Source organism: Amycolatopsis sp. NPDC028719, assembly GCF_055565395.1.
On sequence record NZ_JBVHUL010000015.1, the window covers coordinates 99357 to 124731 of the forward strand.

Below are 25375 nucleotides of genomic sequence, written 5' to 3' on the forward strand. Positions count from 1 at the left end.
CGCTGAAAGCACGAAGGCCCGGCAGGCGAGCTGCCGGGCCTTCGCGGAAATTCAGTCGATCGGGGGTTCGCCCGGGTCGAGCTCGATCAGGTCGCCCTCGGCGACGAGCTCCTCGATCGACGCCGGGAGCAGGTACGCCGACCCGCCGCCCGGCTGGTTGAACCACGGGATCGCGACGCCGGCCAGCGCCTCGAGCGGCCGCTGCACGCGGTAGACGTGGTACGGCCGGTTCACCCACTCGGGGACCAGCGACCGTTCGGCGAACGGCGTGCCCGCCGCGTACGTCAGGTTGCCGTTCGGCCCGCCGAAGCGGTCCAGCTCGCTGCCCGCGGGCAGCTCGCGCAGCTCCTTGCCGCGGAAAAGTGTCAGCGGCGGCTCACCGGCCATCGGACCGATCGGCCACTGCTGCTGGGCACCGCCACCACCGCCGTTGACGGCCGGCCGGGCCGGCTCCTCACGACGCGGCGGAGCGGGTGGCGCGGGCGGCACCGGCGGCACCGGCTGTGCGCCCGGAGCGCCCAGCGGCGGGGCACCCTGCGGCACCGGGGCCGCCAGGACGGTCGGCGTCGACGGCGGCTCACGCCGGGGCGGCGCGGGGGCCGCGGGCGGCGGGCCGGCCTGCTGCTGCGCCAACGGCGGCGGCCCGGCCGGGACCGGCGCGGGCGGGGCGGGCTGACGCGGCGGGGCCGGCGGCTCGTCGTCCTCGAGGTCGCCGAACAGCTCCTCGGCGCTCGTGAACGCCGTTTGCTCCTGGGCGGGCACCGGCTCCGGCTTGCGGACCGGGTACGACCCGGTCGCGACCTCCGGCGACAGCGTCGCGACGACCCGCTGCGGCGCCGGTTCCGGCTCGGGTTCGGGTTCCGGCTCGGGAGCGGGCGGCTCCTCGGGCACGTGGCCCTCCGGGTTGAGCAGCAGCTTGCCGAGCATGAACGCGGCCGCGTCCTCGGCGTCGCCGAACACCGCGGGGTTGCTGAGCTTGCCGTCGTACCAGCCGACGCGCCAGCCGTCGTCGACCTGCTCGACGCTCCACCCGTGCTCGGCGGGCTCGCCCAGCTTGTAGCCGCTTTCGGGCACCTCGAGCTCGTCCAGCTTGGCCTGCAGCCCGGCGAGCACGGGGTGGTCCGGCGTCTCGCGGCGCAGCGCGCGCCGGCCCGAGCGGGGAGCGGGCTCGGGCGCCGGCGGCTCCGGCACCGGCAGCACGCCAGGCACCTCGGGCTGGGTGAGCATGGTGGGCGGACCGGGGTCGAACGCGGGCCGCTCCGGCGGCTGGAAGCCACCGCGCGGCGCCTCGTCCGGCCGGGGCCGGCCCGGGAACCCGCTTGGTGCCGCCTCGTCTTCGCGGCGGCCCTGGCCCGGCTGGAACGCCGCGTGCGCCGGCTCGTCCTGAGCCGGCCGGAACTCGCCGGCCTGCTCCTGATCGGGCTGGAAGGCCGCGTGTGCCGGCTCGTCGTCCCGGTGGGCACCGGCGTCGAACGCGGGGCGCGCGTCGTCCTCGCGGTGGGAGGGGGGCTCCGGCGCGTGCTCGTCGTCGAACCCGCCCTCGCTTTCGTGCGAGGACAGGGCCACGCCGTCGTGCGGCTCCTCTTCGTGCCCGATCGGCTGGTCGGGGACGTACTCCGCGGTCTCCTCGAGGTCGGGCACGCGGCCCGGCTCCGGCGACGTGCCGTTGGAGCCGGCGGCGTGGCCGTACTCCTCCTCGCCGTAGGAGTCCTCCTCGGCGAAGCGGTCGTCGAACTCCTGGTCGTCGTAGCCCTCTTCGGCGAACTCGCCCTCTTCGGCGTAGGCGTGCTCCTCGGCCGGGGCCTCCGGCTCAGGGGCGCTTGCCGCCGCTTCCACCGGCGCGGGCGGCTGCGGGGGCGGCCCGGCCGGCACCGCCGGCGCGACCATGGTCGGTGGCGGGCCCGCGGGCGCCTGCTGCTGGGGCGGCGGACCCTGGGGAGGGGGCCCCTGCGGCGGCGGTCCGGCCGGGCGCTGCTGCTGCGGGGGCGGCTGGTTGCCCCGGGTCAGGTACGCGCCGGCGGCCTGCAGCGTCGGTTCGTCGACCGGCGGCAGCTTGAAGCCGACCGCGCGGACGTGCTCGACCAGGTCCGACTCGGGCGAAACGCCGTACTTGCGCAGGTAGAAGTTGACCGCGGCGGGCCAGATCCACTGGCCGTCGCTGTGGAAGGCGACCGGCACGGTGGCCTCGGGCGCCGCGGCCAGCCGGTCGATGTCGTAGCCGCGCTCGGTGACGACCAGCGGCGCGTGGTCGAGGTACTCCAGCAGCCGGTCCTGCTCCTCGACCTCGAGGTCGGGGCGGTTGATCACCGGGCGGCCGGCGGGGCCGATCGTGTCGAAGATCCGGGCGATCCGGAAGTGCGGCCCCGGCTGCTCCGGGCCGAGGCCGGACATCCGCCGGATCAGCCACTCGGGCACGTTGTCCTCGGTGCGCGGGAACATCCGCAGCTCGTCCGAGTAGGCCTGCGGCGGCGGCGCGAGGTTCCACACCGGCTCGTCGCGGTTGTACTCGAGGTTGTAGCTGGACGGGTGATCGAGCTGGTAGCGCGCGTTGAACCACGTTCCGCGGCCGTCGCGGTACATGCCGCCGCGGAGCCTGCCGAAGAGGGTCGCGATGTCGTGCGTCGCGAGCCACTCGTGCACCGTGCCGTCCTCGGTGACGATCTCGCCGGTGAGCTCGTGGTACCTCCCGACGGCTCGGTACTCCGCGGAGACCTTGCGCCAGTCGCGCGGGGCGGCACGCAGCAGGGCAAGTCCGATCTGCTTGACCAGGGTGTCCTGCTCGGTCGCGTTCAGCTGCGTCGTCGGTTGTGCCACGGGGACATTTTGACTGTTCGCGCGCGCGAGTGCACCCCGCATGTGGGTTTTGCCGCTCGGCGATCCGATCGCACCCGGCCTGACCTCGGGTGATGCGACGTGCGGTAGATCACAGCTCGATCGCGGGCAGCGTCGCGAGTGGACCGTGTGGGGTGACGATCACTCTACGGGCTGCGACCACCCGCGCCTGGAAGCGACGCGCGGGGGTCGCTTTGCCAGAATGGGCCTCGTGACGGCGAAGATTCTCGACGGCAAGGCCACCAAGAACGCCATTTTCGCGGAGCTCGAGCCGCGCGTCGCGGCGCTGGCCGCGAAGGGGGTGACGCCGGGCCTGGGCACCGTCCTGGTGGGAGACGACCCCGGGTCGCATTCGTACGTGCGGATGAAGCACGCCGACAGCGGCAAGATCGGCGTCAACTCGATCCGCCGCGACCTGCCGGCCGACATCACCCAGGAGAAGCTCGAGGCCGTCATCGACGACCTGAACGCCGACCCGGCCTGCCACGGCTACATCGTCCAGCTGCCGCTGCCGAAGCACCTCGACGCGAACCGCGTGCTCGAGCGCATCGACCCGGAGAAGGACGCCGACGGCCTCGCCCCGGTCAGCCTCGGGCGGCTCGTGCTCGGCCAGCGGGGCGCGCTGCCGTGCACGCCGTACGGGATCATCGAGCTGCTCAAGCGCCACGGCGTCGAGCTGAACGGCGCGCGCGTCACCGTCGTGGGCCGCGGCATCACCGTCGGCCGGACGCTGGGCCTGCTGCTGACCCGCCGCAGCGAGAACGCCACCGTCACCCTCTGCCACACGGGCACCCGCGACCTCGCCGCCGAGGTCCGCCGGGCGGACATCGTGGTCGCCGCGGCCGGCGTGCCGGGGATCATCACGCCGGACATGGTCGCGCCGGGCGCCGCGGTGCTCGACGTCGGCGTGTCCCACGTGGACGGCAAGCTCACCGGCGATGTTCACCCGGACGTGGCCGAGGTGGCCGGCTGGATCTCGCCGAACCCGGGCGGGGTCGGCCCGATGACCCGGGCGATGCTCGTGAGCAACGTCGTCGAAGCGGCGGAGCGCTCGGTCCAGGGCCGATGACCATGACCGAGGACCGGCGGGACGTCCACGACCGCCGGAGCCGGCCGGCCCGGTTCGCCCAGCTCCCGCTCGCGGTGGTGCTGCTGGTGGTGGCCGTCGCCGCGTTGCGGATCGTCCAGTACCACTGGCGGGAGGGCGCGGCGCTGATCGGCGCCGCGCTCCTCCTCGCCGGGGTGCTGCGGGCGGTGCTGCCGACGGAACGCGCCGGGCTGCTCGCGATCCGCGGCAAGGTCGTCGACATCGTGACCTACGCCGGTCTCGCGGCCGCGGTGCTCTACGTGGCCCTCACGATCATCGGCGGCCCGCTCGCCTCCTCTTAGGACGCCATCGCCGGCTCGCGCCGTTCGGCGCGGGCTTCGCGGCGGTCCAACGTGCCCGAGACGATCGCCAGCGACAGCCCGAAGACGGCCAGCAGCGCGCCGACCCAGTTCGGGGCGACCAGGCCGAGGCCGCCGGCGATCACCAGGCCGCCGAGGTAGGCGCCGATCGAGTTGGCGATGTTGAACGCGGACTGGACGGCGGCCGACACCAGGGACGGAGTGCCGCCCGCCTTCTCCATGATCCGCGCCTGCATCATCGGGCCGATCATGAACCCGGCGACGCCGACGAAGAAGATCGTGATGGCCGCGCCGACCTTGCCCTGCGCGGTGATCGTGAAGATCCCGAGCACGCAGGCCAGCGCCAGCAGCGCGGCGTACAGGCCCGGCATCAGCGCGCGGTCGGCCAGGCGGCCGCCGAGCAGGTTGCCGATCGTCATGCCGACCCCGGCCAGCGACAGCAGCAGGGTGACGTTCGACGGCGAGTAGCCGGCGACGTCGGTCAGCATCGGCGTGATGTAGGACAGGCAGGCGAAGACGCCGCCGAGTCCGAAGGTGACGATCGCCAGCGCGAGGTGCACCTGCGGCCGCTTGAACGCGCCGAGCTCGGTGCGCAGCGAGGCTTCCGCGGGCCGGCCCTGGTGGGGCACCAGCTTCGCGATGGCCGCGGCGGCGACCAGGCCGATCACGGCGACGACGCCGAAGGTGGCGCGCCAGCCGACCTGCTGGCCCAGCAGCGTGCCCAGCGGCACGCCGATGACGTTGGCCAGGGTCAGGCCGAGGAACATCATCGACACGGCCTTGGCGCGCCGGCCGGGGCCGACGAGGCTGGAGGCGACCACGGCACCGGCGCCGAAGAACGCGCCGTGGGGCAGCCCGGCCAGGAACCGGAACGCGACGCCGAACTCCTGGTTGGGGGAGAGCGCGAACAGGGCGTTGCCCAGCGTGAACAGGCCCATCATGGCCAGCAGCATGGTCTTGCGCGGCAGCCGGACGGCGACCGCGGTGAGCAGCGGTGCGCCGACGACGACGCCGAGGGCGTAGGCGGAGATGAGGTAGCCGGCGGTCGGGATGTCGACGCCGAAGTCGGCGGCCGCCTGGGGCAGCACGCCCATCATGACGAACTCGGTGGTCCCGATGCCGAAAGCTCCGATGGCGAGCGCGAGCAGCGCGACGGGCACGGCACTCCTTCCCGGTGGGTAAACGATTACTTGGCCGTTCCAGAGTTGAGTACTGGATCGGTTCAGTTCATGGACACAAAAGAGGACAGCCATGCGGCCTCAGCGCCGTCGGCTGTCCTGCCCACAGTCCAACAAGGGAAGGGGGTTGTTGTCATCCCGATAGCGGGTGACGATCCACACCGTAACGCCGTGATCAGCGCGGAGCGGCGAGAACGCCGTTCAGGAGGCCCGGGAACAGGGCGTCGAGGTCGTTGCGGCGCAACGAGTTGAACCGGGTCGTGCCCTCCTGGCGGCCGGCCACGATGCCGGCCTGGCGCAGGATGCTCAGGTGGTGGGTGATTGTGGACTTGGTCACCGGGACGGTCAGCGCGCCGCACGCGAGCTCGCGGTCCGCCGCCGCGAGCTGGCGGACGATACCCAGCCGCACCGGGTCGGCCAGGGCGCGGAGCACCCCTTCGACGGTGATCTCGTCCAGCGTCGGGTGGACGATCGGCGGCAGTGCGGCGGTCTTGGCCATGAGTCCATTGTACGACGCCGGTCGAAATTGTCGGAGGGTCGTAGTACGGTGATGGTCGAACTACGACGTTCGTCGAACCAACCACCCGTTCCGCTTGGGGGACCCACCCATGTCCACACCCTCGTCCTCGAGGATCTCGGTGCTGGCCTTCGGCGCGTTCGGCGTCGGGACCAGCGGGTACATCGTCGCCGGGCTGCTGCCGGCGCTGACCGGTGAGCTGCACGTCTCGGCCACCGCCGCGGCGCAGCTCGTCACCGCCTTCGCCATCGCGTACGCCATCGGTTCCCCGATCTTCGCCGCCGTCACCGGCACCTGGGAACGCCGCACGCTGCTGGTCGCCGCCCTCGTCGTCACCGCCGCCGGCAACCTGTTCGCCGCCCTCGCGCCCGGCTACGGCACGCTCCTGCTGGCCCGGGTGGTGACCGCGATCGGCGCCGCGGTGTTCACCCCCGCGGCGAGCGCCGTCGCGGCCCAGCTGACCAGCCCGGAACGCCGGGGCCGCGCGATCGCGCTCGTGTTCGGCGGCCTGACCGTCGCGCTCATCTTCGGTGTGCCGCTCGGCAGCCTCATTTCGCAGCACCTCGGCTACCGGACGGCGTTCGCGCTGGTCGCCGCGTTCTCGCTGGCGAGCGCGCTGGCCGTGCGGATGGCGCTGCCGTCGGTCGCCGCGCCGCCGCGGGTCACCCTGGCCGAACGGTTCGCCGCCGGCCGGGACCCGCGCGTGCTCGTCATGCTGGCCGTGACGGTCCTCGGGTGCCTCGCCGCGTTCATGGTCTACACGTTCGTGTCCCCGCTGCTGGCCGCGACCGCGGGCCTCCACGGCACGGCGGTCACGGTGCTGCTCTTCTGCTACGGCGTCGGCGGCGCGGTCGGCAACTTCGCGGGCGGCCGGGCGGCCGACCGCTGGGGTTCGCGCGCGCCGCTGCTCGTCGTGACGGCCGCGATCACCGTCGTCATGGCGCTGCTGCCGATCGCGACGGCGACCCCCATCGCGGCCGGCGTCACGCTGTTCGTGTGGGGCATGGCGACGTGGTCGTTCAGCCCGCCGGTGCAGCACCGGCTGATCGAGCTGGCCCCGGGCCACGCGGGTCTGGTGCTGTCGCTCAACGCGTCCGCGATCTACCTCGGCGTCGGCCTCTCCGGCGTGGTCGGCGGCGCGGTGCTGACGTCCGCCGGCCCGCTGGTGCTGCCCGAGGTCGCGGCGGCGCTGACCCTGGTGGCGCTGGTGCTCGTCGGCACCGCGTGGGGCCGGGTCCGCGCTCCGCGGGAAGAGGTCGCCGTCTAGTCGGCGCGGGCCTGGACTTCGCAGTCGGGCCCGGGGTAGACGAGCGCTTCGTGCCCGTCGGCGAACCGCACCAGGTAGGGCGGGGCGCCGTCGGGCCCGCGGACTTCGAGGATCTCACCGCGCTGCTCGGCCGATCCGACGGTACGGCCGTGTACCTGGATTTCGTCTCCCACTCCGGCGTGCATGGCCTTCACCTCCGAATCCAGGGTAGAAGCGCGGATCGTCCCGCGGTCCCGGCGAACGGGTTAGAATCCGGGCATGACCAGTGAATTCGGAGGCGCCGCGCCTCGGCGCCGGTGAGCCCCGCTGTCCGGGTCCGCACGCCGCGCGAACTGCGGAACTCCCGGCGGAACAAGGCACATTCCTGTTGGGGCCACTTGGTGGCCGCCCCGCTCTGGCCGTTGCACGGCGCGAACCTCGGCACGCTACTGCGCACGTGTGACGCGGTGGGCGCGTGCCTCGCGGTGCCGCGGTTCCCGTGGGTGCCCGAGGCGCTGCGGCGCGGAAACACGTTGCGGCGCCCGGCATGCGTGCACTGGGTGCACGATCCGCCGGGCTGGCTCGCCCGCGAACGGGCGGCCGGCACGCGGGTGGTCGGCGTCGAACTGGCGGAGGAAGCGCTGCGGCTGGGGGATCTCCCCGCCGCCCGCGGCCGCACGATCGCCGTGCTCGGCCACGAGCAGACCGGTATCCCGCCCGAAGCTCTCGACCTGCTGGACACCGTCGTCGAGATCCCCATGGTGGGCGCCGGTGCCAGTCTCAACGTCGCGGTGGCGGGGAGTTTGGTGCTGTACAAGCTCGCCGGCCTGCTGTGAGCGGACCGTCCCGGATGGACGGTGCCGGAAGGCGCCGCGCGTCCGGGTGGGTCAGCCCGCCTTGGCCGCGGCCTTGGCGGCCTTCTTGAACGCGCGGACCTCGGCGAGCGTCTCGGCGCTGGTGACGTCGGCGATCGACCGGCGCGAGCCGCGGTCCCCGTACGCTCCGGCCGCTTCGCGCCAGCCCTTCGGGGTGATGCCACGCTGCTTGCCCAGCAGGGCCAGGAAGATCTTCGCTTTCTGCTCCCCGAACCCGGGCAGCGCCCGCAGGCGCTTGAGCACTTCGGGGCCGTCCGGCTTCGGGCGCCCGTCGAGCCAGATGCCCTCGGTGCGGCCGTCGTAGTTCTCGATGATGTGCTGCGCGAGCGCGTGGACGCGGCGGGCCATCGAGCCGCCGTAGCGGTGGATGGCCGGCGGCACGACACACATCTCGACGAACTTTTCGACGTCGGTGTCAGCGATCTTCGCCAGCGAGAAACCGTCCATCCGGTCGGCGATCTTGCGCGGGCCGGCGAACGCGTGCTCCATCGGGTACTGCTGGTCGAGGAGCATGCCGACGAGCAGGGCGAACGGGTCGTCGTTGAGCAGCTTGTCGGCGGCCGGGTCGCCGGTCAGGTGCAGTTCGCGCAGCATGCGGTCATCTTGACACAAGCGGCCGGCAGGTCAACGGGCCTTCGAGTACCGCGACGGCGTCGTGCCCAGGTACCGCTTGAAGTGCCGCGTGAGGTGCGCCTGGTCGGTGAACCCGGCGACCGCCGCGACCTCCGCCGCCGGGGCGCCGTCCAGCAGCAGCCGGCGCGCGCGGTCGACGCGGCGGCCGGTCAGGTAGCGGTGCGGCGGCAGGCCGAACCGCGCCCCGAAGCAGCGGACCAGATGCGCTGGGTGCGCCCCCAACGTCGACGCCGCTTCGGCCAGCGTCAGCGCTTCGGGCAGCCTCGCGTCGAGGAGGTCGCGCAGGTCGTCGGCCAGCCCGCGCTTCGGCTCGTGGGACGCCGGCCGGCCCAGGTGGTCGCGCAGGCGCTCGGCCACCAGCGCGAGCCGGCTTTCGGCCTCGAGCGCGTCGCCCGGCTCGGCCAGGGACGCGTGCAGCTGGTGGATCCGCGTGCGCAGCAGCCCGTCGGCGACGCTCGGCTGGTCGACGGCCGCGCCGACGAGGTCCTCGCCCAGCACCGACGTCTCCAGGTAGAGCACGCGCTTGCGGAAGCCGTGGCTGGTCGCGGCGCGCCCGTCGTGCGCGACGTTCGGCGGCAGCAGCGTCACGGCCGGCCCGAGCGCGCCGTGGTGGTGGCGGTCGAGGTCGTAGCGGATGACGCCGTCGTCGACGATCAGCAGCGTCCACGTGTCGTGGGTGTGCAGCGGGTACGCGTGTGTGAAGAAGCGCGCGTGGAAGACCTCGGCGATCCCCGGGACCGCCGGCCGCCAAGCCGAGACGCGCGCCTCCATGTCAAGAACGTACAAGACGCGGGCGTGGCCGGCGGGCGAGTCTGTCCGGCATGAGTTCCTTCGACACGAAGATCGCCGTCCTGCTCCGCGACGACCTGGCGTCCTGGCAGCGGCTCAACGTCACCGCGTTCTTGGTGAGCGGCATCGCCCACGTGACGCCGGAGCTGATGGGCGAGCCGTACCTCGACGCCGACGACACCGAATACCTGCCGATGTTCGGCCAGCCGGTGATGGTCTTCTCGGGCCCGGCCGACGTCCTGACGGCGGCGCACACCCGCGCGCTCGGCCGCGGCCTGCGGTTTTCGATCTTCACCGACGAGCTGTTCCACACGGGCAACGACGCCGACAACCGGGCGGCGGTCCGCGCGGTGCCGGGCGAGAAGCTGGCGCTGGCCGGCCTGGCGGTGCACGGCCCGAAGAACGCGGTGGACAAGATCCTCAAGGGTGCTTCATTGCACCGTTGAGCCCTTTCCCCGGTTCGCGGGGTGCTGGCAGCATGATCGGTGATGCCGCACCGGCGGCCTCGGACTGGGGAGGTTCCGTGAATTCACTTCGTCGTGCCTGCGTGCTCCTGTCGGTGACGGCCGGCCTGGGCTTGGCGCTCGTGCCGGTCGCTTCGGCGGATCCGGTGCAGACGGTCGATTACGTCGCGGAGGAAGGCTCGCACCCGTTGCACGGCACCGCGCACTACGCCGGGCCGGGCGACGAGGTCCGCGTGTGGGTCAACGCGGGAATCCTGAAGGTCGACGTCCAGTCCGGGTTCACCGACCTGCGGGTCGAGATGAGCCCACCGGCCGGCGAAGCGCTGCACACGGGCACGTACACCGGTGCGCGCTTCCGCTGGACCGAGGACCCGGCGACGGACACGCCGGGCTTCTTGGTGGTCAGCGGCGGCCTGGGCTGCGGCGATGTCTACGCGGACTTCACCTTGGACCGCCTGGACCGCGCGGCGGACGGCACGGTCACCGGCCTCGACGCGACGTTCGTCCAGCGCTGCGACAGCCCGGACGGCCCCGCGACCCGCGGCGAGGTCCACTTCACGGCCTGAGCCGCTCCACCGGCGGCAGCGTCCCGGCGGTCACCCAGTCGACCCAGTCGGTCGGCCGGAAGACGCAGTTGCCGGACCACACGCGGCTCGCGTGCCCGCCGAGCAACCGGACCGCGCGCCACAGGGCGTCGTCGGCGTCCTGGCGTTCGAAGGTGACGCGGTTCGCGGCGGTCGCGCAGAAGATGCCGGTGGGGGAGGACGTCAGCCGGTCCCGGCGCTGGAGGAACCAGCCGTCGGGATCGGCGGGCGTGCCCGCTCCGCCGCCCAAGGTGCGCCAGACGACGTCGGGGCCGAGCGCCGGCAGTTCGATGAGTTCGAAGGTGCAGACGTTTACGGCGGGCTCGGGCAGGACCGGCCGCCGTTCGGTCCGCAGCAGATCCAGCCTGAACGCGGCGGCCTTCACGCGGATCCGAAGCGGCGCGAAGAACTCGGCAGTCCACACGCCGTCGTCTTCCCAGCTCGACGGCTCCTCGATGCAGTGCCCGGCGACCGGTGGCCCCGCCATGGCCAGCTCGCCCGGGGCCGCGCTCAGCTCGAAGACCTCGACCACGGAGACCTCGCCCGGCAGCCGCCGATAGTCCGCGTACGCCTCGAGCCGCAGCGAAACCCGGCTGCCGTCCGCGGTGACCTCCGTCAGGTGCCCGTCCGCGAACCGCTCCAGGTTCACGGCGCCGTCGCGTGCACCAGGAAGACGCTCCGCACCCGGTCTCCGCCGTCGACCGTGAACGTCCGGGCGGAGGCGTCCACGAACCCCGCCGACGAGGCCAGTGCCGCCGCGCCGGCCTCGTCGAGCGGGAACGACAAGTCCTCCGGTACGAACGCCGCGAACGGACCCGAAGGCCGGAACCGCGCCCCCGACACCACCGAGAACGCCAGCCGACCACCCGGCCGCAGCACCCGCAGCCAGTCGGCGAACGCGACCGCCCCCAGGAAGTGCAGCGAAGACGCGCACAGCACGACGTCGGCGGACCCGTCCGGCGCCGGCATCGGCACCGCCGGCCCGACCTGCCACGTGATCACCCCGGCGGGGTCCAGCGAAGCGGCCTTCGCCGACGCCTTCGCGAGCATCGCCGGCGAAAGATCGACCGCCAGCACCCGAGCGGGCTTCAGCCGCAACACCGCGTACGCCGCGAAGCCCGTCCCGGCGGCGACGTCCAGCACGAGCCCCGGCCCGGGTGGCAGCGGCGCGACCAGCTCGTCCGCCACCTGGGCGTGGAAGGTGTCTTCGTCGTAGCGCTCGGCCGTACCGTCGAACAGGGCAGCTCTCGATGCGTGGTCCACGCACCCAACCTAGTCCGCCCGACCAGTGATTTTCAGCGGCCGGCGGCCGGCGAAACCCAGGTCGGCGCGGTGGTACCAGCCCAGCTCGCGGTCGCCCTCGAGCCAGCACAGCAGCACGTCGGTGCCGTCGAGCTCGGCCGGGAAGTCGACCAGCAGCGGCGCGAACCCCTTGAGCTCGGCGCCGGTGCGCTGGACGGTCGTCATCAGGTCGTCGAGCCGGGCCTGCGCGGCCTTCCACTCGGGCAGGCCGCCCAGCCCGGTCTCCCGCCCGCCCGGGCGCAGCGACGCCGCGAGCTCCGCCGCGTCGGCCCGGACCCGCACGAGCTCGTCGAGGACAGGCCGCAGCCGCGCCAGTTCGTCGCGTGCCTCCGCGACGGTGAACAACCCCATCGGCCGATGATCCCACCGGCGTGGTTCAGGCCTCCCGGCGCCGCCGCACCAGTGCGTTGGCGAGCCCGCTGCCGACCAGCAGGAAGCCCACGCCGAGCAGGCCGCCGATGAAGAGGAAGTCCATGACGCCGTACGCGATGTCGCTCTTCGGCATGAGGTTCACCAGCCGGAAGCCCCACTCGGGCACGGCCATCGCCGCGACGCCGGGCAGCACGCCGTAGATCAGCCCGCCGAGGATCGGGCCGACCGCCGACAGCGCGCCGAGCGACGCGACGACGAGCAGCAGGATCGCCCCGCCGGCCAGCAGCGCGATGCCCAGCGGGTCGCGGTTGGTGCTCAGCGTCGCCTGGACCAGCTGCTGCTGGCGCAGGCCGCCCCAGCTCAGCAGGCCCAGCGCGACCGGCGTGAGCAGCAGGCCGCCCAGCGCGCTGACCAGGTGGGCGACGCCACGGCGCGGCCGCTCGTCGAGCACGTCAGCGGTGTTTTCGGGGTCTTCGTAGTCCTCGTAGTCGTCTTCGTACTCGGCGTACCGATGGGTCGACATGGCCGTCACCTCCCGCATGATGAGTTCACGGATGGCATCGTGCCCTGGTTCACCCGGAAGCGCGACGCTCGCTCGGCGAGCGGTCGGATCGGCCTAACGGCAGGTCGTGCCCGGTGACCCTGGCCACAAACGGCCGGGGGAGACTTGATACCGGCCACTACTGGAACCATCCAGGACGGTCAAGCAGTACGCTTGTACCGCTACCGGCGAGACTTAAAAGAAGAACGCGAAGATCCGCGGAAGGAGCACCGCTGCTCATGGCCAAGATCAAGGTCCAGGGCACCGTCGTCGAACTCGACGGCGATGAGATGACCCGCATCATCTGGCAGTTCATCAAGGACAAGCTGATCCACCCGTACCTGGACGTGAACCTGGACTACTACGACCTGGGCATCGAGGAGCGGGACCGCACCGACGACCAGGTCACGGTCGACTCCGCGAACGCGATCAAGAAGCACGGCGTCGGCGTCAAGTGCGCCACGATCACCCCGGACGAGGCGCGCGTCGAAGAGTTCGGCCTCAAGAAGATGTGGCTGTCCCCGAACGGGACGATCCGCAACATCCTCGGCGGCGTGATCTTCCGCGAGCCGATCGTCATCCAGAACATCCCGCGGCTGGTGCCGACGTGGACGAAGCCGATCATCATCGGCCGCCACGCCCACGGCGACCAGTACAAGGCGACCAACTTCAAGGTCCCCGGCCCGGGCACGCTGACCGTCAGCTACACCCCGGACGACGGCTCCGAGCCGATGGAGTTCGAGGTCGCGAAGTTCCCCGAGGGCGGCGGCGTCGCCATGGGGATGTACAACTTCAAGAAGTCGATCGAGGACTTCGCGCGCGCGTCGCTGCAGTACGGCCTCGACCGCGGCCTGCCGGTCTACCTCTCCACCAAGAACACCATCCTCAAGGCCTACGACGGCCAGTTCAAGGACGTGTTCGAGGAGATCTTCCAGAACGAGTTCAAGGCCGCCTTCGACGCCAAGGGCATCTCCTACGAGCACCGCCTGATCGACGACATGGTCGCCGCGGCGATGAAGTGGGAGGGCGGCTACGTCTGGGCGTGCAAGAACTACGACGGTGACGTCCAGTCCGACACGGTCGCGCAGGGCTTCGGCTCGCTCGGCCTGATGACGTCGGTGCTGCGCACGCCGGACGGCCGGACCGTCGAGGCCGAGGCCGCGCACGGCACGGTCACCCGGCACTACCGCCAGCACCAGCAGGGCAAGCCGACCTCGACGAACCCGATCGCGTCGATCTACGCGTGGACCCGGGGCCTCGAGCACCGCGGCAAGCTGGACGGCAACCAGGAGCTGATCGGCTTCGCGAACAAGCTGGAGCAGGTCGTCGTCGAGACGGTCGAGGCCGGCCAGATGACGAAGGACCTGGCGCTGCTGATCAGCAAGGACCAGCCGTTCCAGACGACCGAGGAGTTCCTCGCGACGCTGGACGACAACCTGGCCAAGAAGATCGCCCAGGGCTGAGCGTGGTCGAAGGGCCCCCTTTCCGGTTCGCCGGGAAGGGGGCCTTTTTCGTACACGGTGCGTCACCGGCGGGGGATGCGGACTGGCGCCTCCGGGTGGTTGCTGCGTCCGGCGCTGTCGGTACGGGTAAAGGATTGCCTACCCTTGGCGTGGGACGGGGCACGCGGTTGGAGGAAGGCATGTCGAAGAAGACTTTGCTCATCTTGGGCGCCATCGTCCTGGTCGTCCTGGTCTACGTGGTGAACACGGACAAGCAGGCCTCGGGCGCTTCGGCGACCGGCTGCAAGGTGACCGTGACCGCGGACGTCCTCAACGCCCGCGAGACGGCCGACGGCAACGCGAAGATCGTCGGCAAGTACCTGCGCGACGCCCAGTTCGACGCGCTCCCGGGCGTGCAGAACGGCTTCCGGAAGGTGGCCGACGACAAGTGGGTGGCCGCCGCGTTCACCGAGCCGGTCGCCGGGTCCGCCTGCTGAGTTCCCACTCGTCTCAAGCCCGGCGAAACGCGCGCGGGTGGCTTCGAGGCGCGTTTTTTGTCGGTGGTCGCTGATAGAACTTGGCGAGCCGGAAAACGCAGGTGAGCGGAGGTGCCGAACGTCCGAGGGCGGACGACAACTGAATGCGGCATGGGCTGAGGCGGTGTCCGCGGGGTCTCCAGGGGGAGTTCCGCGGGCGGTGGGTTGCCGGCGGCTCGGCGGGTGCCGGGGGAAGAAGCCTGGGGACCGCGCTCCGACGGGGGTCGGAGCGCGAGGGCGAGCTTCCTCCGTGCCTGCCGGGACGGCGGAGCGCGACTCCAAGTCTGGTCGGCGCGCGGGCTCGGCATCAGCGTGCGAGGGGACACTCGGCGGGCCGAGGCTGGCTGCGTAGGCGAGGGTTCGGCCGTGGCCGCGCGCAGGCTGTGCCAGGCCAGCGCGCCCCCGGTCTCGTCGGCGCGCGGGCTAGGCATCGGCATGCGAGGTGGCGCTCGGCGGACCGAGGTCGGCTGCGTGAGCGAGCTTCCCGGCCGTGGCAGCGCGGGCGCTCCGCGGTGCCAGCCCAGGGCAACCACTCCCGAGCGTCAGAGCGTGACGGTCAGATCCTCTTCCGCGACCAGCACCTCGCCGCCGAACTCGGCGCGGGCCTCGGCGGCAGCCGCCGCTCGGTCGGTGCCCGGCCAGAAGTGGGTCAGCATGAGCCGGCGCGCTCCGGCCTCGGCTGCCCAGTGGCCTGCCTCGGCCGCGGTCATCAAGAAGCGGGGCTCTCCCTCCGCCGGTGGGGTGCGGAGGGTGGCGTCGCAGATGAACAGGTCCGCGTCGCGGCCGAGGTCCGCCAACGCGGGCGACGGTCCCGTGTCCCCGGTGTAAGCCACCGTGAGCCCGGGCGCCGTCAGCCGGACGCCGAAGTTCGGCAGGTAGTGCGGCAGCTCGTAAGTCGTGAGCCGGAACGGGCCGACCTCGGCCGGCGAGCCGAGGTCGTGCACCTCGAACAGCTCCGCCGGGTGCGGCCGCGGCTCCATCGCCTCCAGGCGCCGGAGCGTGCCGGGCGTGCAGTGCAGCGGCAACCGCGGCGATCCGCTGCCGGCCTGGACCGTGTAGTACCAGGCCCGCCCGAGCGCGCTCACGTCCGCGCAGTGGTCGGGGTGCTCGTGCGTCACCACCACGGCGTCGGGCAGCCCGTGCGCGAACAGGCGCGACGCCGCGCCGTACCCGAGGTCGAGAACGACGCGAAACCCGTTGTGCGACAACAGGAATCCCGCGCACGCCCGCCCGGGCTCCGGAAACGCGCCGCAGCTGCCGAGCACCGTCAGCTCACCCATGCCCGGCAGTCTGGCAGAGCGGCCACCGGGCAGCACGCGAGTTCCGGCAGGTAGCGTGCAGCACGTGCTGACCGTCTCCACCGTGAACGTCAACGGCCTCCGCGCCGCCGCCAAAAAGGGCTTCGTCGAGTGGCTCGCCGCCACGAAGGCCGACGTCGTCTGCTGCCAGGAAGTACGCGCCACGGCGGAGCAGCTCCCCGCCGAGGTCGTCGCGCCCGAGGGCTGGTTCGCGGTGCACGCCCCCTCCGCGGTCAAGGGACGCAACGGCGTCGCCGTCTACAGCCGCATCGAGCCCGAAGAGGTCCGGATCGGCTTCGGGGAACCCGAATTCGAGGACAGCGGCCGCTACCTCGAAGTCCACCTGCCGGACGTCGTGATCGCGAGCCTCTACCTGCCCAGCGGGGACGTCGGCACCGAGCGCCAGGACGAAAAGGAACGCTTCATGGCCGCGTTCCTGCCCTACCTCGTCGAACTGCGGGCGAAGGCCGCCGCGGCCGGACGCGAAGTGGTCGTCGTGGGGGACTGGAACATCGCCTACGACACCGTCGACCTCAAGAACTGGCGCGGCAACCGCAAGAACTCCGGATTTCTCCCCGAGGAACGCGCCTGGCTCGGCCGCGTGTACACCGAGGCCGGCTACACCGACGTCCAGCGCCGCCTCGACCCCGAAGGCCCCGGCCCGTACACCTGGTGGTCGTACCGCGGCCAGGCCTTCGACAACGACTCCGGCTGGCGCATCGACTGCCAGCTCGCCACCCCGGGCCTCGCCGAGAAGGTCGTCGACGTCGTCGTCGAGCGCGCGGCCGCCTACGACCAGCGCTGGTCCGACCACGCGCCGGTCACCGCCACCTACGACATCTAGGCCGCGCGGGCGGCGCGCCAGGCCGCGCTGTCCACGAAGTGGTTGTCGAACCGGTCCTGCGTCGCCAGGATCTCCGCCGGCGACGCCTCGCCCCGGCGGATCCGGTCGATCATCCGGAAGTACTCGAACCGCTCGACTCCGGGCGTGAAGACGATCAGGAAGTCCGCGCCCGACCGCGCCGTCGCGCCGAACGCGTGATTCGTGTGCGGCGGCACGAACAGCATGTCGCCGGTCCGGACCGTCACGACGTCTTCGCCGTTCAGGACCTCGAGCTCGCCGTCCAGCATGAAGAACATCTCGGCCGACGAGGTGTGGAAGTGCGGCGTCGCGCCGTCGCGTCCGCGGCCCAGCGACGCGCGGTTCGTGCTGAGGTGCCCGCCGGTCTGGGAGACGTCCGCGAGCAGGGTCATCGTGTCGGGGGTCGAGCCGAGCTGCTCGGCTTCGTCGTGGCGTACCAGCAGTGTCGTCATGCCGAAGATGGTTTCATGTCTTATAGTTCGCTGTCAAACTATCAGGCAGCGAATAGTGCTGGCGTCGAATAGGGTGAGCGGGGTGAGTGACGAAGACGCCGTCGACGCCGTCGTGTCGGCCTGGCATCGCGAACGCCCCGACCTCGACCTGACCGCCATCGGCGTGGCCGGGCGGATGGGCCGGCTGGCGCTGGTGCTCGGCCCGGCCCAGGAGCGGGTGTTCGGCAAGTTCGGCCTGCAGCGTGGGGAGTTCGACGTCCTGGCGGCGCTGCGCCGGTCCGGGCCGCCCTACACGCTGATTCCCTCCGAGCTGTCCGCGACGCTGATGATGTCCCGCGCCGGCATGACGAGCCGTCTCGACCGGCTGGAGAAGGCCGGGTTCGTCGAGCGCGCGCTGGACCCGAACGACCGCCGCAGCTTCCGGATCCGCTTGACGGACCAGGGTTTCGACGCCGTCGACGCCGCGATGACCGAGCACACCGCGAACGTCTCCGAGCTGCTGTCCGGACTGTCCGAAAAGGACCTAAGTCTGCTCGACGACGTCCTGCGCAAGCTCCTGGGGCACCTCGATCCCCAGGCGTGACGCGAAAAAGGGCCTCCCCGGCGGTGTGCCGGGAAGGCCCTTCTCGCCGCGCCCGGCTCAGCAGGACAGGTTGTCACCGGCCGGGACCCCGAGGATGCCGGTGATCTGCGTGTACTTGTCGATCCGGCTCTGCACCTGCGCCGGGTTGCCGCCGTTGCACTCGATCGAGCCGTTGATGCTGCGGATGGTCTCGCCGAAGCCGCGCTGGTTGACCATCGCGTCGTGCGGCGTCATCGTGCCCGGCCCGCTCTGGGTGTTCCAGTACCAGAGCCCGGTCTTCCACGCGACGGCCGCGTTCTGCTCGACCTGGTACGGGTTGCCGAGCAGGTCGATGCCGAGGGCGTCGCCGGCGGCCTTGTAGTTGAAGTTCCAGCTCAGCTGGATCGGGCCGCGGCCGTAGTACGCGGCCTGGCCGGCCGGGCAGCCGTAGGACTGGCTCGCGTCGCAGTAGTGCGGGTAGTTCGCGGTGTTCTGCTCGACGACGTAGACGAGGCCGCCGGTCTCGTGGTTGACGTTCGCCAGGAACGCCGCCGCTTCCTGCTTCTTCACCGTGTCGTCGCCGGTGGTGGCGAAGCCGGGGTAGGCCGACAGCGCGTCGGTCAGGCCGCTGTAGGTGTAGAAGCTGTTGCGGCTCGGGAAGATCTGGTCGAACTGGGCCTCGCTGACCACGAAGGACGCGTCCGCCGCGGCGGACGCGGTGGTCGCCGGGAGCACGACGGCGGCGGCCGCCGCGGCGAGCGCGCTCACCGCCACGCCGGTGCGCTTCAGGAACCGGGTAATCGACATTCGGGACTCCTCTTGATCACGCCGGTCGTGCGCGGTCCGACCGAGCCGAATGGGTTACACCAAGAGGTATAGACCAATCACTTTCGTGTTAATAGTTTTCCGAATAAGACCGCGCGATCGGAGCAGTGGTGACTGCGGCGAATGGCAGAGGGTGAGCTCGGATTGCGATGAACGGGTGACGGACGGCCGGACAGTGACCGGTCATTCTCTACTTTCGGTACGAGCGTTCCGTCTTCCGCAACACCCACTCGGGTGGCGATCTGAACCGTGGGGGTGCCCGGATCGTGTTCTCGGTTGGGCGCTAGTGTCGGCCGCCGAGTCGGTCAGCGCCTCCGGGTCTTGACACACTCGGTAGTTTTTTGACCAGCAGCATGCAGCGTCTCACTCGTATGGGTGAGCGTTTCGCTCGTCAATCGCGGGAGGCACTCCGGTGCGCAACCCAGGTCCAACCCTGATGCGGTCCACGCTGCGCGCATCTCGCGCCGCCGCGGTGGTCGCGCTCGTCCCGGCGGCGCTGCTCCTGGCCGGCGGCGGCAAGGCGTTCGCCGACGTCGTGACCGCGCAGGCGGACCCGGGCGCGGAGAGCTTCGGCGTGCTCGGCCCCGTCGGGCTGGTCGCGGTCGCGCTCGGCATCGTCGGCATGACGCTGGGTGTGCTGCGCCAGCGTCGCAAGGCCCGCGTCGCGGAGGCCGCCCCGGCGGTCCCCGAAGCGCCCGGCCCGGTCACGGCGATGGCCGAGGCCGTCCTCGGTGAGCCCGAGGCCACGCCGACCCGCCCGTTCCTCACGCAGCGCCCGCACGCCTGACCTGTCGCGCGGCGTCCGTTGTGCTACCCGGCGGGCGATTCCCGGCCGTGGCGCGGCTTGGAAGAATCCCCAGCTTGGGCCCCCTCGGCACCCGCCGCACCGCCCGGCCTGGAAGAATCCTCCCGTGTCCGAAGAGCAGACCGTCGCCGAACGCCGTCCGCGGGTCCTGTCCGGGATCCAGCCCACCGCCGACTCGTTCCACCTCGGCAACTACCTCGGCGCGCTGCGCCAGTGGGTGCGGCTGCAGGACACCCACGAGCCGTTCTACTGCGTGGTCGACCTGCACGCCATCACGGTCGAGCAGGACCCGAAGGTGCTGCGGCAGCGCACCCGCGTCTCGGCCGCGCAGCTGCTGGCCATCGGCATCGACCCGCGGCGCAGCGCCCTGTTCGTGCAGAGCCACGTCCCGGAGCATGCCCAGCTGAGCTGGGTCATGGAGTGCCAGACCGGGTTCGGCGAGGCCGGCCGGATGACGCAGTTCAAGGACAAGTCCGCGAAGCAAGGCTCCGACCGCTCCAGCGTCGGCCTGTTCACCTACCCGATCCTGCAGGCCGCGGACATCCTGCTCTACCAGGCGGACGCGGTCCCGGTCGGCGAGGACCAGCGCCAGCACCTGGAGCTGACGCGCGACCTCGCGCAGCGCTTCAACAACCGGCTGGGCAAGACGTTCGTCGTACCGGAGCCGTACATCATCAAGGACACGGCGAAGATCTACGACCTCCAGGACCCGACGGCCAAGATGAGCAAGTCGGCCTCCAGCGCGAACGGGATCGTGGAGCTGCTCGAGGACCCGAAGCGTTCGGCGAAGAAGATCCGCTCGGCGGTCACCGACACGGGCCGCGAGGTCAAGTTCGACGCCGAGAACAAGGCGGGCGTCTCGAACCTGCTGACTATTTACTCGGCCCTGACCGACCGCACGATCGCCGACCTCGAGGCGGCGTACGAAGGCAAGGGCTACGGCGACCTGAAGAAGGACCTCGGCGAGGTGTTCGTCGAGTGGGTGACCCCGATCCAGGAGCGCGCCAAGTCCTATTTGGACGACGTCGCGGAGCTGGACAAGGTCCTCGCGGCGGGAGCGGAGCGCGCCCGCGACGTGGCGTCGAAGACGCTGGCCAAGACGTACCAGCGGATCGGTTTCCTGCCGCCGGTGCGGTGAAGCTGATCCTGCTGAACGGCCCGCCGGGCAGCGGCAAGTCAACGCTCGCCCGGCGCTACGCCGACACCCACCCACCGGCGCTCGCCCTGGACGTGGACGTCGTCCGCGCAATGATCGGCGGCTGGCGTTCTTCGCCGGGCGAAGCGGGCGTGCTGGCGCGAGACCTCGCGGTGACGGCGGCCCGCACGCACCTGACCGCGGGCCACGACGTCGTGGTGCCCCAGCTGCTGGCCCGCCCGGGGTTCGCCGAGCGGCTCGAAGCACTGGCCGCCGAGACCGGCGCGAGCTTCCACGAGATCGTGCTCCTGCCCGGCCGCGAGGAGACCCGCCGGCGCGTCGCCGGACGCGGTTCGTCGGAGATCGAGACAGCGGCGCCCCTCACTGAGGAAGACCTGACGGCGGCGTACGACCGCGTGGCCGGGTACGCCGCGACGCGCCCCGGGGCTGTGATCCTGCGTGAAGCCGATGCCTACCCGGCCCTCCTCGCCTCCCTCACGTGAGCCGCTCGCGTTGCGGGAGTCACCGGGCGTGGTTAGCGTTTCACGGTGGCGAACGAAGAGAAGGAAAAGCTCCTGCCGCGGCTGCGGCGGAAGTACCCGTGGCTCGATCACCTGATCCGGGCGAACGAGGCCTTCACCGAGCGGTACGGCAACCACTACGCCGCCGCGATCACCTACTTCAGCGTCCTGTCGGTCATCCCGATCCTGATGGTCGCCTTCGCCGTGGTCGGGCTGGTCGTCAACCATGACCCGCACATCATCAACCAGATCAAAGACAGCATCAACAACTCGGTGCCCTCGGGCCTGCGCAGTCTCGTCCAGGGCATCGTGGACGCCGCGATCGGAGCCGGCAGCGGGATCGGGATCTTCGGTTTGCTCATCGCCCTCTACTCCGGCGTCGGCTGGATGTCGAACCTTCGGGACGCGCTCACCGCGCAGTGGGGGCAGGAGAAGCAGTCCCAGCCGATCGTCAAGCAGACGCTCAAGGACCTCGTCGCGCTGGTCGGGCTGGGTGTCGCGCTCGTCGTCTCGTTCGCGCTGACCGCGATCGGCGGCGGTGTCGGGAACTTCCTGCTCGGGCTCGTCGGGTTGGCCGACGAAACCTGGGCGAAGGTCCTGCTCCGCATCGCGACCATCGTGCTCGGCCTGGCCGCCAACACCCTCGTTTTCCTCTGGGTCATCGCGCGCCTGCCGCGCGAACGCGTCGCGCTGCGCAGCGCGGTCAAGGGCGCGGTGTTCGCCTCCATCGGGTTCGTCATCCTGCAGCAGGCCGCCACGTTCTACCTGGCCAGCGTCACGAAGTCGCCGGCGTTCGCGCTGTTCGGCCCGGTCATCGGCCTGCTCGTCTTCGCGAACTTCGTCTCGCGCTTCCTCCTGCTCGTCACCGCCTGGACGGCGACGGCGAAGGAGAACGAGCGCAAGGTCGTCGCGCCCCCGCCGCCGGTGCGGCTCGAGCAGAGCGTCACCCTGCAGCGCGGGCCGGGCGTCGGCGCCGTCGCGGGTGCGTTCGGCGCCGGCGCGCTGCTCGCGTGGCTGGGTGGCCGCCGCAAGCCTTGACACCGATCCACCCAGTAAAGAAACTGAACCGGTAAGAAATCTGAACCGGAGGTTTCATGCTGGACGCCGCCCGCGAGTGCGCCGTCCTCGCCAAGTCGCTCGCACCCGTCACCGAACGGCAGCGCGCGTTGCCGGCCGAGCTCGTCGCCAAGCTGACCGATGCCCAGCTCCTGCGCAGCGGCGTCCCCGGCTACCTGGGCGGCCCGGAAGCCCCGCCCGCGCTCAGCCTCGAAACCGCCGAGACCGTCGCGCGCGGCGACGCCTCGGCCGGCTGGTGCGTCTCGATCGCCGTCACGAGCAGCCTCCTCTCGGCCTACGCCCCGCCGAAGTGCGCCGAAGAGGTCTTCGGCGACCCGAAGACCGTCGCCGCGGGCGTCTGGGCGCCGCGCGGGGCCGGTAAGAAAACCGACGGCGGTTACGTCGTCTCCGGCCGGTGGGCGTTCTGCAGCGGTATCCCGCACTGCGACTGGCTCTTCGCCGGCTTCGTGCACGAAGGCGAGCTGTACGTCGCCGCGTTGCCGAAGGCCGAGATCGAAGTCCTCGACACCTGGCACACCACCGGCCTGCGCGGCACCGGCAGCCACGACTGCGTCGCCGACGAGCTGTTCGTCCCCGAGCACCGCGTCTTCTCGGTGCTGGGCGGCCCGCCCGCGGAAGCCGTTGCGCTGCACCGCTTTCCGCTCTTCGGCTTCTTCGCGCTGTCGGTGGCGGCGGCCGCGCTGGGCAACGCGCGCGGCGCGATCGACGACCTCGTCGAGCTCGCCTCGACGCGCAAACCCCTCGGCTCCAGCCGGTCGCTCGCCGAGCGGTCGGCGACGCAGGCGGCCGTCGCGGAAGCCGAGGCCGCCGTGCGCGCCGCGCGGCTGCTCTCCTACACGAGCATCGACGACGCCTGGCAGGCCGCGCAGGGCACCGAACCGGTGTCCGACCAGCTGAAACTCGGCCTGCGGCTGGCCGCCACGCACGTCACGCGCACCGCCGCCCAGGTCGCCGAAAGCATGTACGACCTGGGCGGCGGCGCGGCGATCTACGAGACGTCGCCGTTGCAGCGCCGCTTCCGCGACGCCCACACCGCGACCGCCCACTTCCAGGTCAACCCGGCCAGCTTCGAGCTGTCCGGCAAGCTGCTGCTGGGCGTCCCCGCCCGCACGGAGCAGCTGTGACCGACCTGACGCACCGGTTCACCAGCGACTCGGTCGGACGCGCGCTCGACCTGGTCGGGGAGCGGTGGAGCCTGCTCATCCTGCGGGAGACGTTCTTCGGCGTGCGGCGCTACGGCGAGTTCGCGCGCAACCTGTCGATCCCGCGCCCGACGTTGTCGGCGCGGCTTAAGACCCTCGTCGACGCCGGCGTCCTCGACCGCGTCGACCCCGTGCCCGAATACGTGCTGACGCAGGCCGGGCGGGACCTCTTCGGCGCCGTCGTCACGCTCATGCAGTGGGGCGACAAGCACCTCGCCGGTCCGGAAGGCCCGCCGATCCTGTTGCGCCACCACGACTGTGGTGAGGTCGCCGAGACGTACGTCGCGTGTGGACACTGCGGCGGCGCGATCACCACCGATCGGGTGACCCCCGAGCCCGGCCCCGGGTTCCGCTAGCTCGCGGCCTTCTTGCGCTGGTGCCCGACCACGAACGCGCCGACGATGATCAGGAACACCACCAGCGTGATGATCCAGCCGGTGACCCCGAACGGGTCTTCCTTGGCGGCGGCCGCGGCCGAAGACGTTCCGCTGTTGCCGGTGCCGCCGTCGGCGAGCACGGACGTGTCGGTGCTTTCGGGGGTGGTGACCGGGGCCTGGTAGTCGATCCGCCCGACCGGCACGGCGCGGTCGGCCTCCAGCTCGAAGCCGTAGTCGAGCAGCTTCGCGGCCTGGTCGACGACCTTCGTCGGCTTCTGCTCGGCGCGCAGCATGACGACCGCGAGCCGCTTGCCCTTCTGCTGCGCCGCGCCGACGTAGGTGTGGCGGGCGTCGTCGGTGAAGCCGGTCTTGCCGCCGAGGAAGCCGGGGTAGACGCCGAGCAGCTTGTTGTCGTTGTAGACCGGGATGGCCGGCTTGCCGCCGGTCGCCGGGATCTCGAAGTTCTTCGTCGAGACGACCTTCGCGAACTCCGGCTGCTTCATCGCGTAGTGGAAGATCAGGCTCAGGTCGTAGGCCGAGGTCGACATGCCCGGCCCGTCGAGCCCCGACGGCGTCGCGGCGCGCGTGTCGTGCGCGCCGATGCGGGCCGCCAGCGCGTTCATCTTGGCCACCGCGGAGTCGACCCCGCCGAGCGCCGTGGCGAACGCGTGCGCGACGTCGTTGCCCGAGTGCATCAGCAGGCCGTGCAGCAGCTGGTCGACGGTGTACTGGCCACCGGCGACGAGGCCGACGCAGGTGCACTCCTGCTCGGCGTCCTCCTTCGTCGCGACGAGCACCTGCTGCGGGTTCAGCTGGGTGACCACGACGAGCGCGAGCAGCGTCTTGATCAGCGACGCGGGCCGCTCCCGGGCGTGGGGGTCCTTGGCCGCGATCACCGCGCCGGTGTCGAGGTCCTGCACCACCCACGACGCCGCGGTGTTGCCGTCCGGCGGGTTGAGCGCGCCGTCCGGGGTGACCAGGCCGCACTCGGCCATCCGCGGGCCGCCGACCGGGACGGCGGGCACGGCCAGCGCCGGCGGGGCCTGCTGGCCGGGCGCGGGCTTCTCCGACGTGTCGACGGGGGCCGGCGGGGCCTGGCGGTTCGCGCACTGGCCCTGCTGCGGCGCCGCGGCGGCGAGGACCGGGGCGCTCAGGGCCAGGAGGGCGGCGGCGAGCGTCGTCGTGAAGACCTTGAGCGACCGGAAGACAGCGGAGTGCACCCATGCAATCTAGCGCCGAGGCGCGCGTCGCATACTCAGGGGCATGCGCATTTCGCGAGGCACCTCGCTGTTCCTGCTGGCCTTCGGCGTGTGGTCGTGGATCATCTGGATCACGTTCGCCAAGAACCTGTGGGCGAGCGACCAGTCCTGGACGCCCGACGGCTCGCCGACCGCGTACTTCGTGGTGCACGCGGTGCTGACGGTCGTGTCGTTCGTGCTCGGGACGGTCATCGGCGTGCTGGGCTGGCGCGGGGTGCGTGCTACTTCGCGCGTCCCCTCCTGACTTTGGTCGGTGGCGCGGTCCCCGGGGCCGGTTTAGGT

The 25375-nt window shown here is 71.6% G+C and carries 31 protein-coding genes; 17 read left to right on the forward strand and 14 right to left on the reverse strand.

Annotation, left to right across the window (positions count from 1 at the left end):
• Positions 1-51: 51 nt before the first annotated feature.
• Positions 52-2856 carry a TNT domain-containing protein gene (locus ACZ4TR_RS44915; protein ID WP_465294700.1) on the reverse strand — a complete coding sequence of 935 codons (2805 nt, stop codon included), beginning with the start codon at positions 2854-2856 and terminating at the stop codon, positions 52-54.
• A gap of 187 nt (positions 2857-3043) precedes the next feature.
• On the opposite strand from ACZ4TR_RS44915, the gene ACZ4TR_RS44920 reads away from it, so the two are divergent.
• Together ACZ4TR_RS44920 and ACZ4TR_RS44925 are read left to right on the forward strand one after the other, a co-directional pair.
• Positions 3044-3901, forward strand: a complete 858-nt coding sequence (locus ACZ4TR_RS44920) for a bifunctional methylenetetrahydrofolate dehydrogenase/methenyltetrahydrofolate cyclohydrolase (protein WP_364518092.1) — start codon at positions 3044-3046, stop codon at positions 3899-3901.
• Positions 3898-4221, forward strand: coding sequence for a DUF3017 domain-containing protein (locus ACZ4TR_RS44925; RefSeq protein WP_364518090.1), 324 nt, complete (start codon positions 3898-3900; stop codon positions 4219-4221). The genes ACZ4TR_RS44920 and ACZ4TR_RS44925 overlap by 4 nt, the downstream gene beginning before the upstream one ends.
• On the opposite strand, the gene ACZ4TR_RS44930 is transcribed toward ACZ4TR_RS44925, so the two are convergent.
• Together ACZ4TR_RS44930 and ACZ4TR_RS44935 are read right to left on the reverse strand one after the other, a co-directional pair.
• On the reverse strand, positions 4218-5399 hold the full coding sequence (locus ACZ4TR_RS44930; RefSeq protein WP_465294702.1) for an MFS transporter: 1182 nt from the start codon (positions 5397-5399) through the stop codon (positions 4218-4220). The two genes, ACZ4TR_RS44925 and ACZ4TR_RS44930, sit on opposite strands and share 4 nt — an antisense overlap.
• A 193-nt stretch (positions 5400-5592) precedes the next feature.
• On the reverse strand, positions 5593-5916 hold the full coding sequence (locus ACZ4TR_RS44935; RefSeq protein WP_364518086.1) for an ArsR/SmtB family transcription factor: 324 nt from the start codon (positions 5914-5916) through the stop codon (positions 5593-5595).
• Positions 5917-6025: 109 nt separating this feature from the next.
• Between ACZ4TR_RS44935 and ACZ4TR_RS44940 the strand changes: the two genes are divergently transcribed.
• Positions 6026-7201 carry an MFS transporter gene (locus tag ACZ4TR_RS44940; protein WP_465294704.1) on the forward strand — a complete coding sequence of 392 codons (1176 nt, stop codon included), beginning with the start codon at positions 6026-6028 and terminating at the stop codon, positions 7199-7201.
• Here ACZ4TR_RS44940 and ACZ4TR_RS44945 read toward each other — a convergent pair.
• Positions 7198-7386: a DUF1918 domain-containing protein gene (locus ACZ4TR_RS44945; protein ID WP_364518082.1), complete on the reverse strand. Its 189-nt coding sequence runs from the start codon at positions 7384-7386 to the stop codon at positions 7198-7200. The genes ACZ4TR_RS44940 and ACZ4TR_RS44945 overlap by 4 nt on opposite strands.
• Before the next feature lie 195 nt (positions 7387-7581).
• On the opposite strand from ACZ4TR_RS44945, the gene ACZ4TR_RS44950 reads away from it, so the two are divergent.
• Positions 7582-8016 (forward strand): TrmH family RNA methyltransferase, encoded by a 435-nt coding sequence (locus ACZ4TR_RS44950; protein WP_465294706.1) that lies wholly within the window; start codon positions 7582-7584, stop codon positions 8014-8016.
• 51 nt (positions 8017-8067) lie between these two features.
• Here the strand turns inward: ACZ4TR_RS44950 and ACZ4TR_RS44955 are convergent, their stop codons facing one another.
• Together ACZ4TR_RS44955 and ACZ4TR_RS44960 are read right to left on the reverse strand one after the other, a co-directional pair.
• Positions 8068-8649, reverse strand: a complete 582-nt coding sequence (locus ACZ4TR_RS44955) for an HhH-GPD-type base excision DNA repair protein (RefSeq protein ID WP_465294708.1) — start codon at positions 8647-8649, stop codon at positions 8068-8070.
• 30 nt (positions 8650-8679) lie between these two features.
• Positions 8680-9459 carry a helix-turn-helix transcriptional regulator gene (locus tag ACZ4TR_RS44960; protein WP_465294710.1) on the reverse strand — a complete coding sequence of 260 codons (780 nt, stop codon included), beginning with the start codon at positions 9457-9459 and terminating at the stop codon, positions 8680-8682.
• Positions 9460-9509: 50 nt separating this feature from the next.
• Between ACZ4TR_RS44960 and ACZ4TR_RS44965 the strand changes: the two genes are divergently transcribed.
• Both ACZ4TR_RS44965 and ACZ4TR_RS44970 read left to right on the forward strand, forming a co-directional pair.
• Positions 9510-9923: a DUF2000 domain-containing protein gene (locus ACZ4TR_RS44965; RefSeq protein WP_364518074.1), complete on the forward strand. Its 414-nt coding sequence runs from the start codon at positions 9510-9512 to the stop codon at positions 9921-9923.
• Positions 9924-10000: 77 nt separating this feature from the next.
• Positions 10001-10507, forward strand: coding sequence for a hypothetical protein (locus ACZ4TR_RS44970; protein WP_465294712.1), 507 nt, complete (start codon positions 10001-10003; stop codon positions 10505-10507).
• On the opposite strand, the gene ACZ4TR_RS44975 is transcribed toward ACZ4TR_RS44970, so the two are convergent.
• From ACZ4TR_RS44975 to ACZ4TR_RS44990, 4 genes are read right to left on the reverse strand one after another with little or no spacing between them, the layout of a single operon-like run.
• Positions 10497-11174 (reverse strand): hypothetical protein, encoded by a 678-nt coding sequence (locus ACZ4TR_RS44975; protein ID WP_465294714.1) that lies wholly within the window; start codon positions 11172-11174, stop codon positions 10497-10499. The genes ACZ4TR_RS44970 and ACZ4TR_RS44975 overlap by 11 nt on opposite strands.
• Entirely contained in the window at positions 11171-11788 is a 618-nt protein-coding gene (locus tag ACZ4TR_RS44980; protein ID WP_465294716.1) for a class I SAM-dependent methyltransferase, read from the reverse strand. The genes ACZ4TR_RS44975 and ACZ4TR_RS44980 overlap by 4 nt, the downstream gene beginning before the upstream one ends.
• Positions 11789-11797: 9 nt before the next feature.
• On the reverse strand, positions 11798-12178 hold the full coding sequence (locus ACZ4TR_RS44985) for a DUF2203 domain-containing protein (RefSeq protein ID WP_465294718.1): 381 nt from the start codon (positions 12176-12178) through the stop codon (positions 11798-11800).
• A gap of 25 nt (positions 12179-12203) precedes the next feature.
• Positions 12204-12722 carry a hypothetical protein gene (locus ACZ4TR_RS44990; protein ID WP_465294720.1) on the reverse strand — a complete coding sequence of 173 codons (519 nt, stop codon included), beginning with the start codon at positions 12720-12722 and terminating at the stop codon, positions 12204-12206.
• Between the two features lie 257 nt (positions 12723-12979).
• On the opposite strand from ACZ4TR_RS44990, the gene ACZ4TR_RS44995 reads away from it, so the two are divergent.
• Both ACZ4TR_RS44995 and ACZ4TR_RS45000 read left to right on the forward strand, forming a co-directional pair.
• Positions 12980-14203 carry an NADP-dependent isocitrate dehydrogenase gene (locus tag ACZ4TR_RS44995; protein ID WP_465294722.1) on the forward strand — a complete coding sequence of 408 codons (1224 nt, stop codon included), beginning with the start codon at positions 12980-12982 and terminating at the stop codon, positions 14201-14203.
• Positions 14204-14382: 179 nt separating this feature from the next.
• Positions 14383-14679: an SH3 domain-containing protein gene (locus ACZ4TR_RS45000; RefSeq protein WP_364518062.1), complete on the forward strand. Its 297-nt coding sequence runs from the start codon at positions 14383-14385 to the stop codon at positions 14677-14679.
• A gap of 581 nt (positions 14680-15260) precedes the next feature.
• On the opposite strand, the gene ACZ4TR_RS45005 is transcribed toward ACZ4TR_RS45000, so the two are convergent.
• Complete coding sequence (locus tag ACZ4TR_RS45005; RefSeq protein ID WP_465294724.1) at positions 15261-15998, reverse strand: MBL fold metallo-hydrolase; 738 nt, start codon at positions 15996-15998, stop codon at positions 15261-15263.
• A 55-nt stretch (positions 15999-16053) separates the two neighbouring features.
• Between ACZ4TR_RS45005 and ACZ4TR_RS45010 the strand changes: the two genes are divergently transcribed.
• Complete coding sequence (locus tag ACZ4TR_RS45010; RefSeq protein ID WP_465294726.1) at positions 16054-16860, forward strand: exodeoxyribonuclease III; 807 nt, start codon at positions 16054-16056, stop codon at positions 16858-16860.
• On the opposite strand, the gene ACZ4TR_RS45015 is transcribed toward ACZ4TR_RS45010, so the two are convergent.
• Positions 16857-17330 carry a cupin domain-containing protein gene (locus ACZ4TR_RS45015; protein WP_465294728.1) on the reverse strand — a complete coding sequence of 158 codons (474 nt, stop codon included), beginning with the start codon at positions 17328-17330 and terminating at the stop codon, positions 16857-16859. The genes ACZ4TR_RS45010 and ACZ4TR_RS45015 overlap by 4 nt on opposite strands.
• Positions 17331-17412: 82 nt before the next feature.
• On the opposite strand from ACZ4TR_RS45015, the gene ACZ4TR_RS45020 reads away from it, so the two are divergent.
• The gene (locus ACZ4TR_RS45020) at positions 17413-17913 is read left to right on the forward strand and encodes a MarR family winged helix-turn-helix transcriptional regulator (RefSeq protein WP_465294730.1); all 501 of its coding nucleotides are present in this window, start codon (positions 17413-17415) and stop codon (positions 17911-17913) included.
• Positions 17914-17970: 57 nt separating this feature from the next.
• Here the strand turns inward: ACZ4TR_RS45020 and ACZ4TR_RS45025 are convergent, their stop codons facing one another.
• Positions 17971-18699: a chitinase gene (locus tag ACZ4TR_RS45025; protein WP_465294732.1), complete on the reverse strand. Its 729-nt coding sequence runs from the start codon at positions 18697-18699 to the stop codon at positions 17971-17973.
• Positions 18700-19153: 454 nt separating this feature from the next.
• On the opposite strand from ACZ4TR_RS45025, the gene ACZ4TR_RS45030 reads away from it, so the two are divergent.
• From ACZ4TR_RS45030 to ACZ4TR_RS45055, 6 genes are all read left to right on the forward strand, one after another.
• Positions 19154-19504, forward strand: a complete 351-nt coding sequence (locus ACZ4TR_RS45030; protein WP_465294734.1) for a hypothetical protein — start codon at positions 19154-19156, stop codon at positions 19502-19504.
• Between the two features lie 124 nt (positions 19505-19628).
• A complete protein-coding gene (gene trpS, locus ACZ4TR_RS45035; protein WP_465294736.1) occupies positions 19629-20660 on the forward strand; it encodes a tryptophan--tRNA ligase in 1032 nt (343 codons plus the stop codon).
• The gene (locus ACZ4TR_RS45040) at positions 20657-21160 is read left to right on the forward strand and encodes an AAA family ATPase (RefSeq protein ID WP_465294738.1); all 504 of its coding nucleotides are present in this window, start codon (positions 20657-20659) and stop codon (positions 21158-21160) included. Before trpS ends, ACZ4TR_RS45040 begins: the two co-directional genes overlap by 4 nt.
• Before the next feature lie 45 nt (positions 21161-21205).
• Positions 21206-22216: an inner membrane protein YhjD gene (yhjD, locus tag ACZ4TR_RS45045; RefSeq protein ID WP_465294740.1), complete on the forward strand. Its 1011-nt coding sequence runs from the start codon at positions 21206-21208 to the stop codon at positions 22214-22216.
• A gap of 56 nt (positions 22217-22272) precedes the next feature.
• Positions 22273-23379 (forward strand): acyl-CoA dehydrogenase family protein, encoded by a 1107-nt coding sequence (locus ACZ4TR_RS45050; RefSeq protein WP_465294742.1) that lies wholly within the window; start codon positions 22273-22275, stop codon positions 23377-23379.
• On the forward strand, positions 23376-23813 hold the full coding sequence (locus tag ACZ4TR_RS45055) for a winged helix-turn-helix transcriptional regulator (protein WP_465294744.1): 438 nt from the start codon (positions 23376-23378) through the stop codon (positions 23811-23813). The genes ACZ4TR_RS45050 and ACZ4TR_RS45055 overlap by 4 nt, the downstream gene beginning before the upstream one ends.
• On the opposite strand, the gene ACZ4TR_RS45060 is transcribed toward ACZ4TR_RS45055, so the two are convergent.
• Positions 23810-25054: a D-alanyl-D-alanine carboxypeptidase family protein gene (locus tag ACZ4TR_RS45060; protein ID WP_465294746.1), complete on the reverse strand. Its 1245-nt coding sequence runs from the start codon at positions 25052-25054 to the stop codon at positions 23810-23812. The genes ACZ4TR_RS45055 and ACZ4TR_RS45060 overlap by 4 nt on opposite strands.
• Before the next feature lie 43 nt (positions 25055-25097).
• Between ACZ4TR_RS45060 and ACZ4TR_RS45065 the strand changes: the two genes are divergently transcribed.
• A complete protein-coding gene (locus ACZ4TR_RS45065; protein WP_465294748.1) occupies positions 25098-25337 on the forward strand; it encodes an SCO4848 family membrane protein in 240 nt (79 codons plus the stop codon).
• The last annotated feature ends 38 nt before the right edge of the window (positions 25338-25375 follow it).

Coding starts and splice junctions, on each gene's coding strand:
- ACZ4TR_RS45025 (WP_465294732.1), bottom strand. CDS start 18,699: ATGTCGATTACCCGGTTCCTGAAGCGCACCGGCGTGGCGGTGAGCGCG.
- ACZ4TR_RS45065 (WP_465294748.1), top strand. CDS start 25,098: ATGCGCATTTCGCGAGGCACCTCGCTGTTCCTGCTGGCCTTCGGCGTG.
- ACZ4TR_RS44995 (WP_465294722.1), top strand. CDS start 12,980: ATGGCCAAGATCAAGGTCCAGGGCACCGTCGTCGAACTCGACGGCGAT.
- ACZ4TR_RS44985 (WP_465294718.1), bottom strand. CDS start 12,178: ATGGGGTTGTTCACCGTCGCGGAGGCACGCGACGAACTGGCGCGGCTG.
- ACZ4TR_RS44990 (WP_465294720.1), bottom strand. CDS start 12,722: ATGTCGACCCATCGGTACGCCGAGTACGAAGACGACTACGAGGACTAC.
- ACZ4TR_RS45050 (WP_465294742.1), top strand. CDS start 22,273: ATGCTGGACGCCGCCCGCGAGTGCGCCGTCCTCGCCAAGTCGCTCGCA.
- ACZ4TR_RS44965 (WP_364518074.1), top strand. CDS start 9,510: ATGAGTTCCTTCGACACGAAGATCGCCGTCCTGCTCCGCGACGACCTG.
- ACZ4TR_RS44915 (WP_465294700.1), bottom strand. CDS start 2,856: ATGCGGGGTGCACTCGCGCGCGCGAACAGTCAAAATGTCCCCGTGGCA.
- ACZ4TR_RS44925 (WP_364518090.1), top strand. CDS start 3,898: ATGACCATGACCGAGGACCGGCGGGACGTCCACGACCGCCGGAGCCGG.
- ACZ4TR_RS45030 (WP_465294734.1), top strand. CDS start 19,154: ATGCGGTCCACGCTGCGCGCATCTCGCGCCGCCGCGGTGGTCGCGCTC.
- ACZ4TR_RS45000 (WP_364518062.1), top strand. CDS start 14,383: ATGTCGAAGAAGACTTTGCTCATCTTGGGCGCCATCGTCCTGGTCGTC.
- ACZ4TR_RS44935 (WP_364518086.1), bottom strand. CDS start 5,916: ATGGCCAAGACCGCCGCACTGCCGCCGATCGTCCACCCGACGCTGGAC.
- ACZ4TR_RS44940 (WP_465294704.1), top strand. CDS start 6,026: ATGTCCACACCCTCGTCCTCGAGGATCTCGGTGCTGGCCTTCGGCGCG.
- ACZ4TR_RS44960 (WP_465294710.1), bottom strand. CDS start 9,459: ATGGAGGCGCGCGTCTCGGCTTGGCGGCCGGCGGTCCCGGGGATCGCC.
- ACZ4TR_RS44945 (WP_364518082.1), bottom strand. CDS start 7,386: ATGCACGCCGGAGTGGGAGACGAAATCCAGGTACACGGCCGTACCGTC.
- ACZ4TR_RS45015 (WP_465294728.1), bottom strand. CDS start 17,330: ATGACGACACTGCTGGTACGCCACGACGAAGCCGAGCAGCTCGGCTCG.
- ACZ4TR_RS45005 (WP_465294724.1), bottom strand. CDS start 15,998: ATGGGTGAGCTGACGGTGCTCGGCAGCTGCGGCGCGTTTCCGGAGCCC.
- ACZ4TR_RS44955 (WP_465294708.1), bottom strand. CDS start 8,649: ATGCTGCGCGAACTGCACCTGACCGGCGACCCGGCCGCCGACAAGCTG.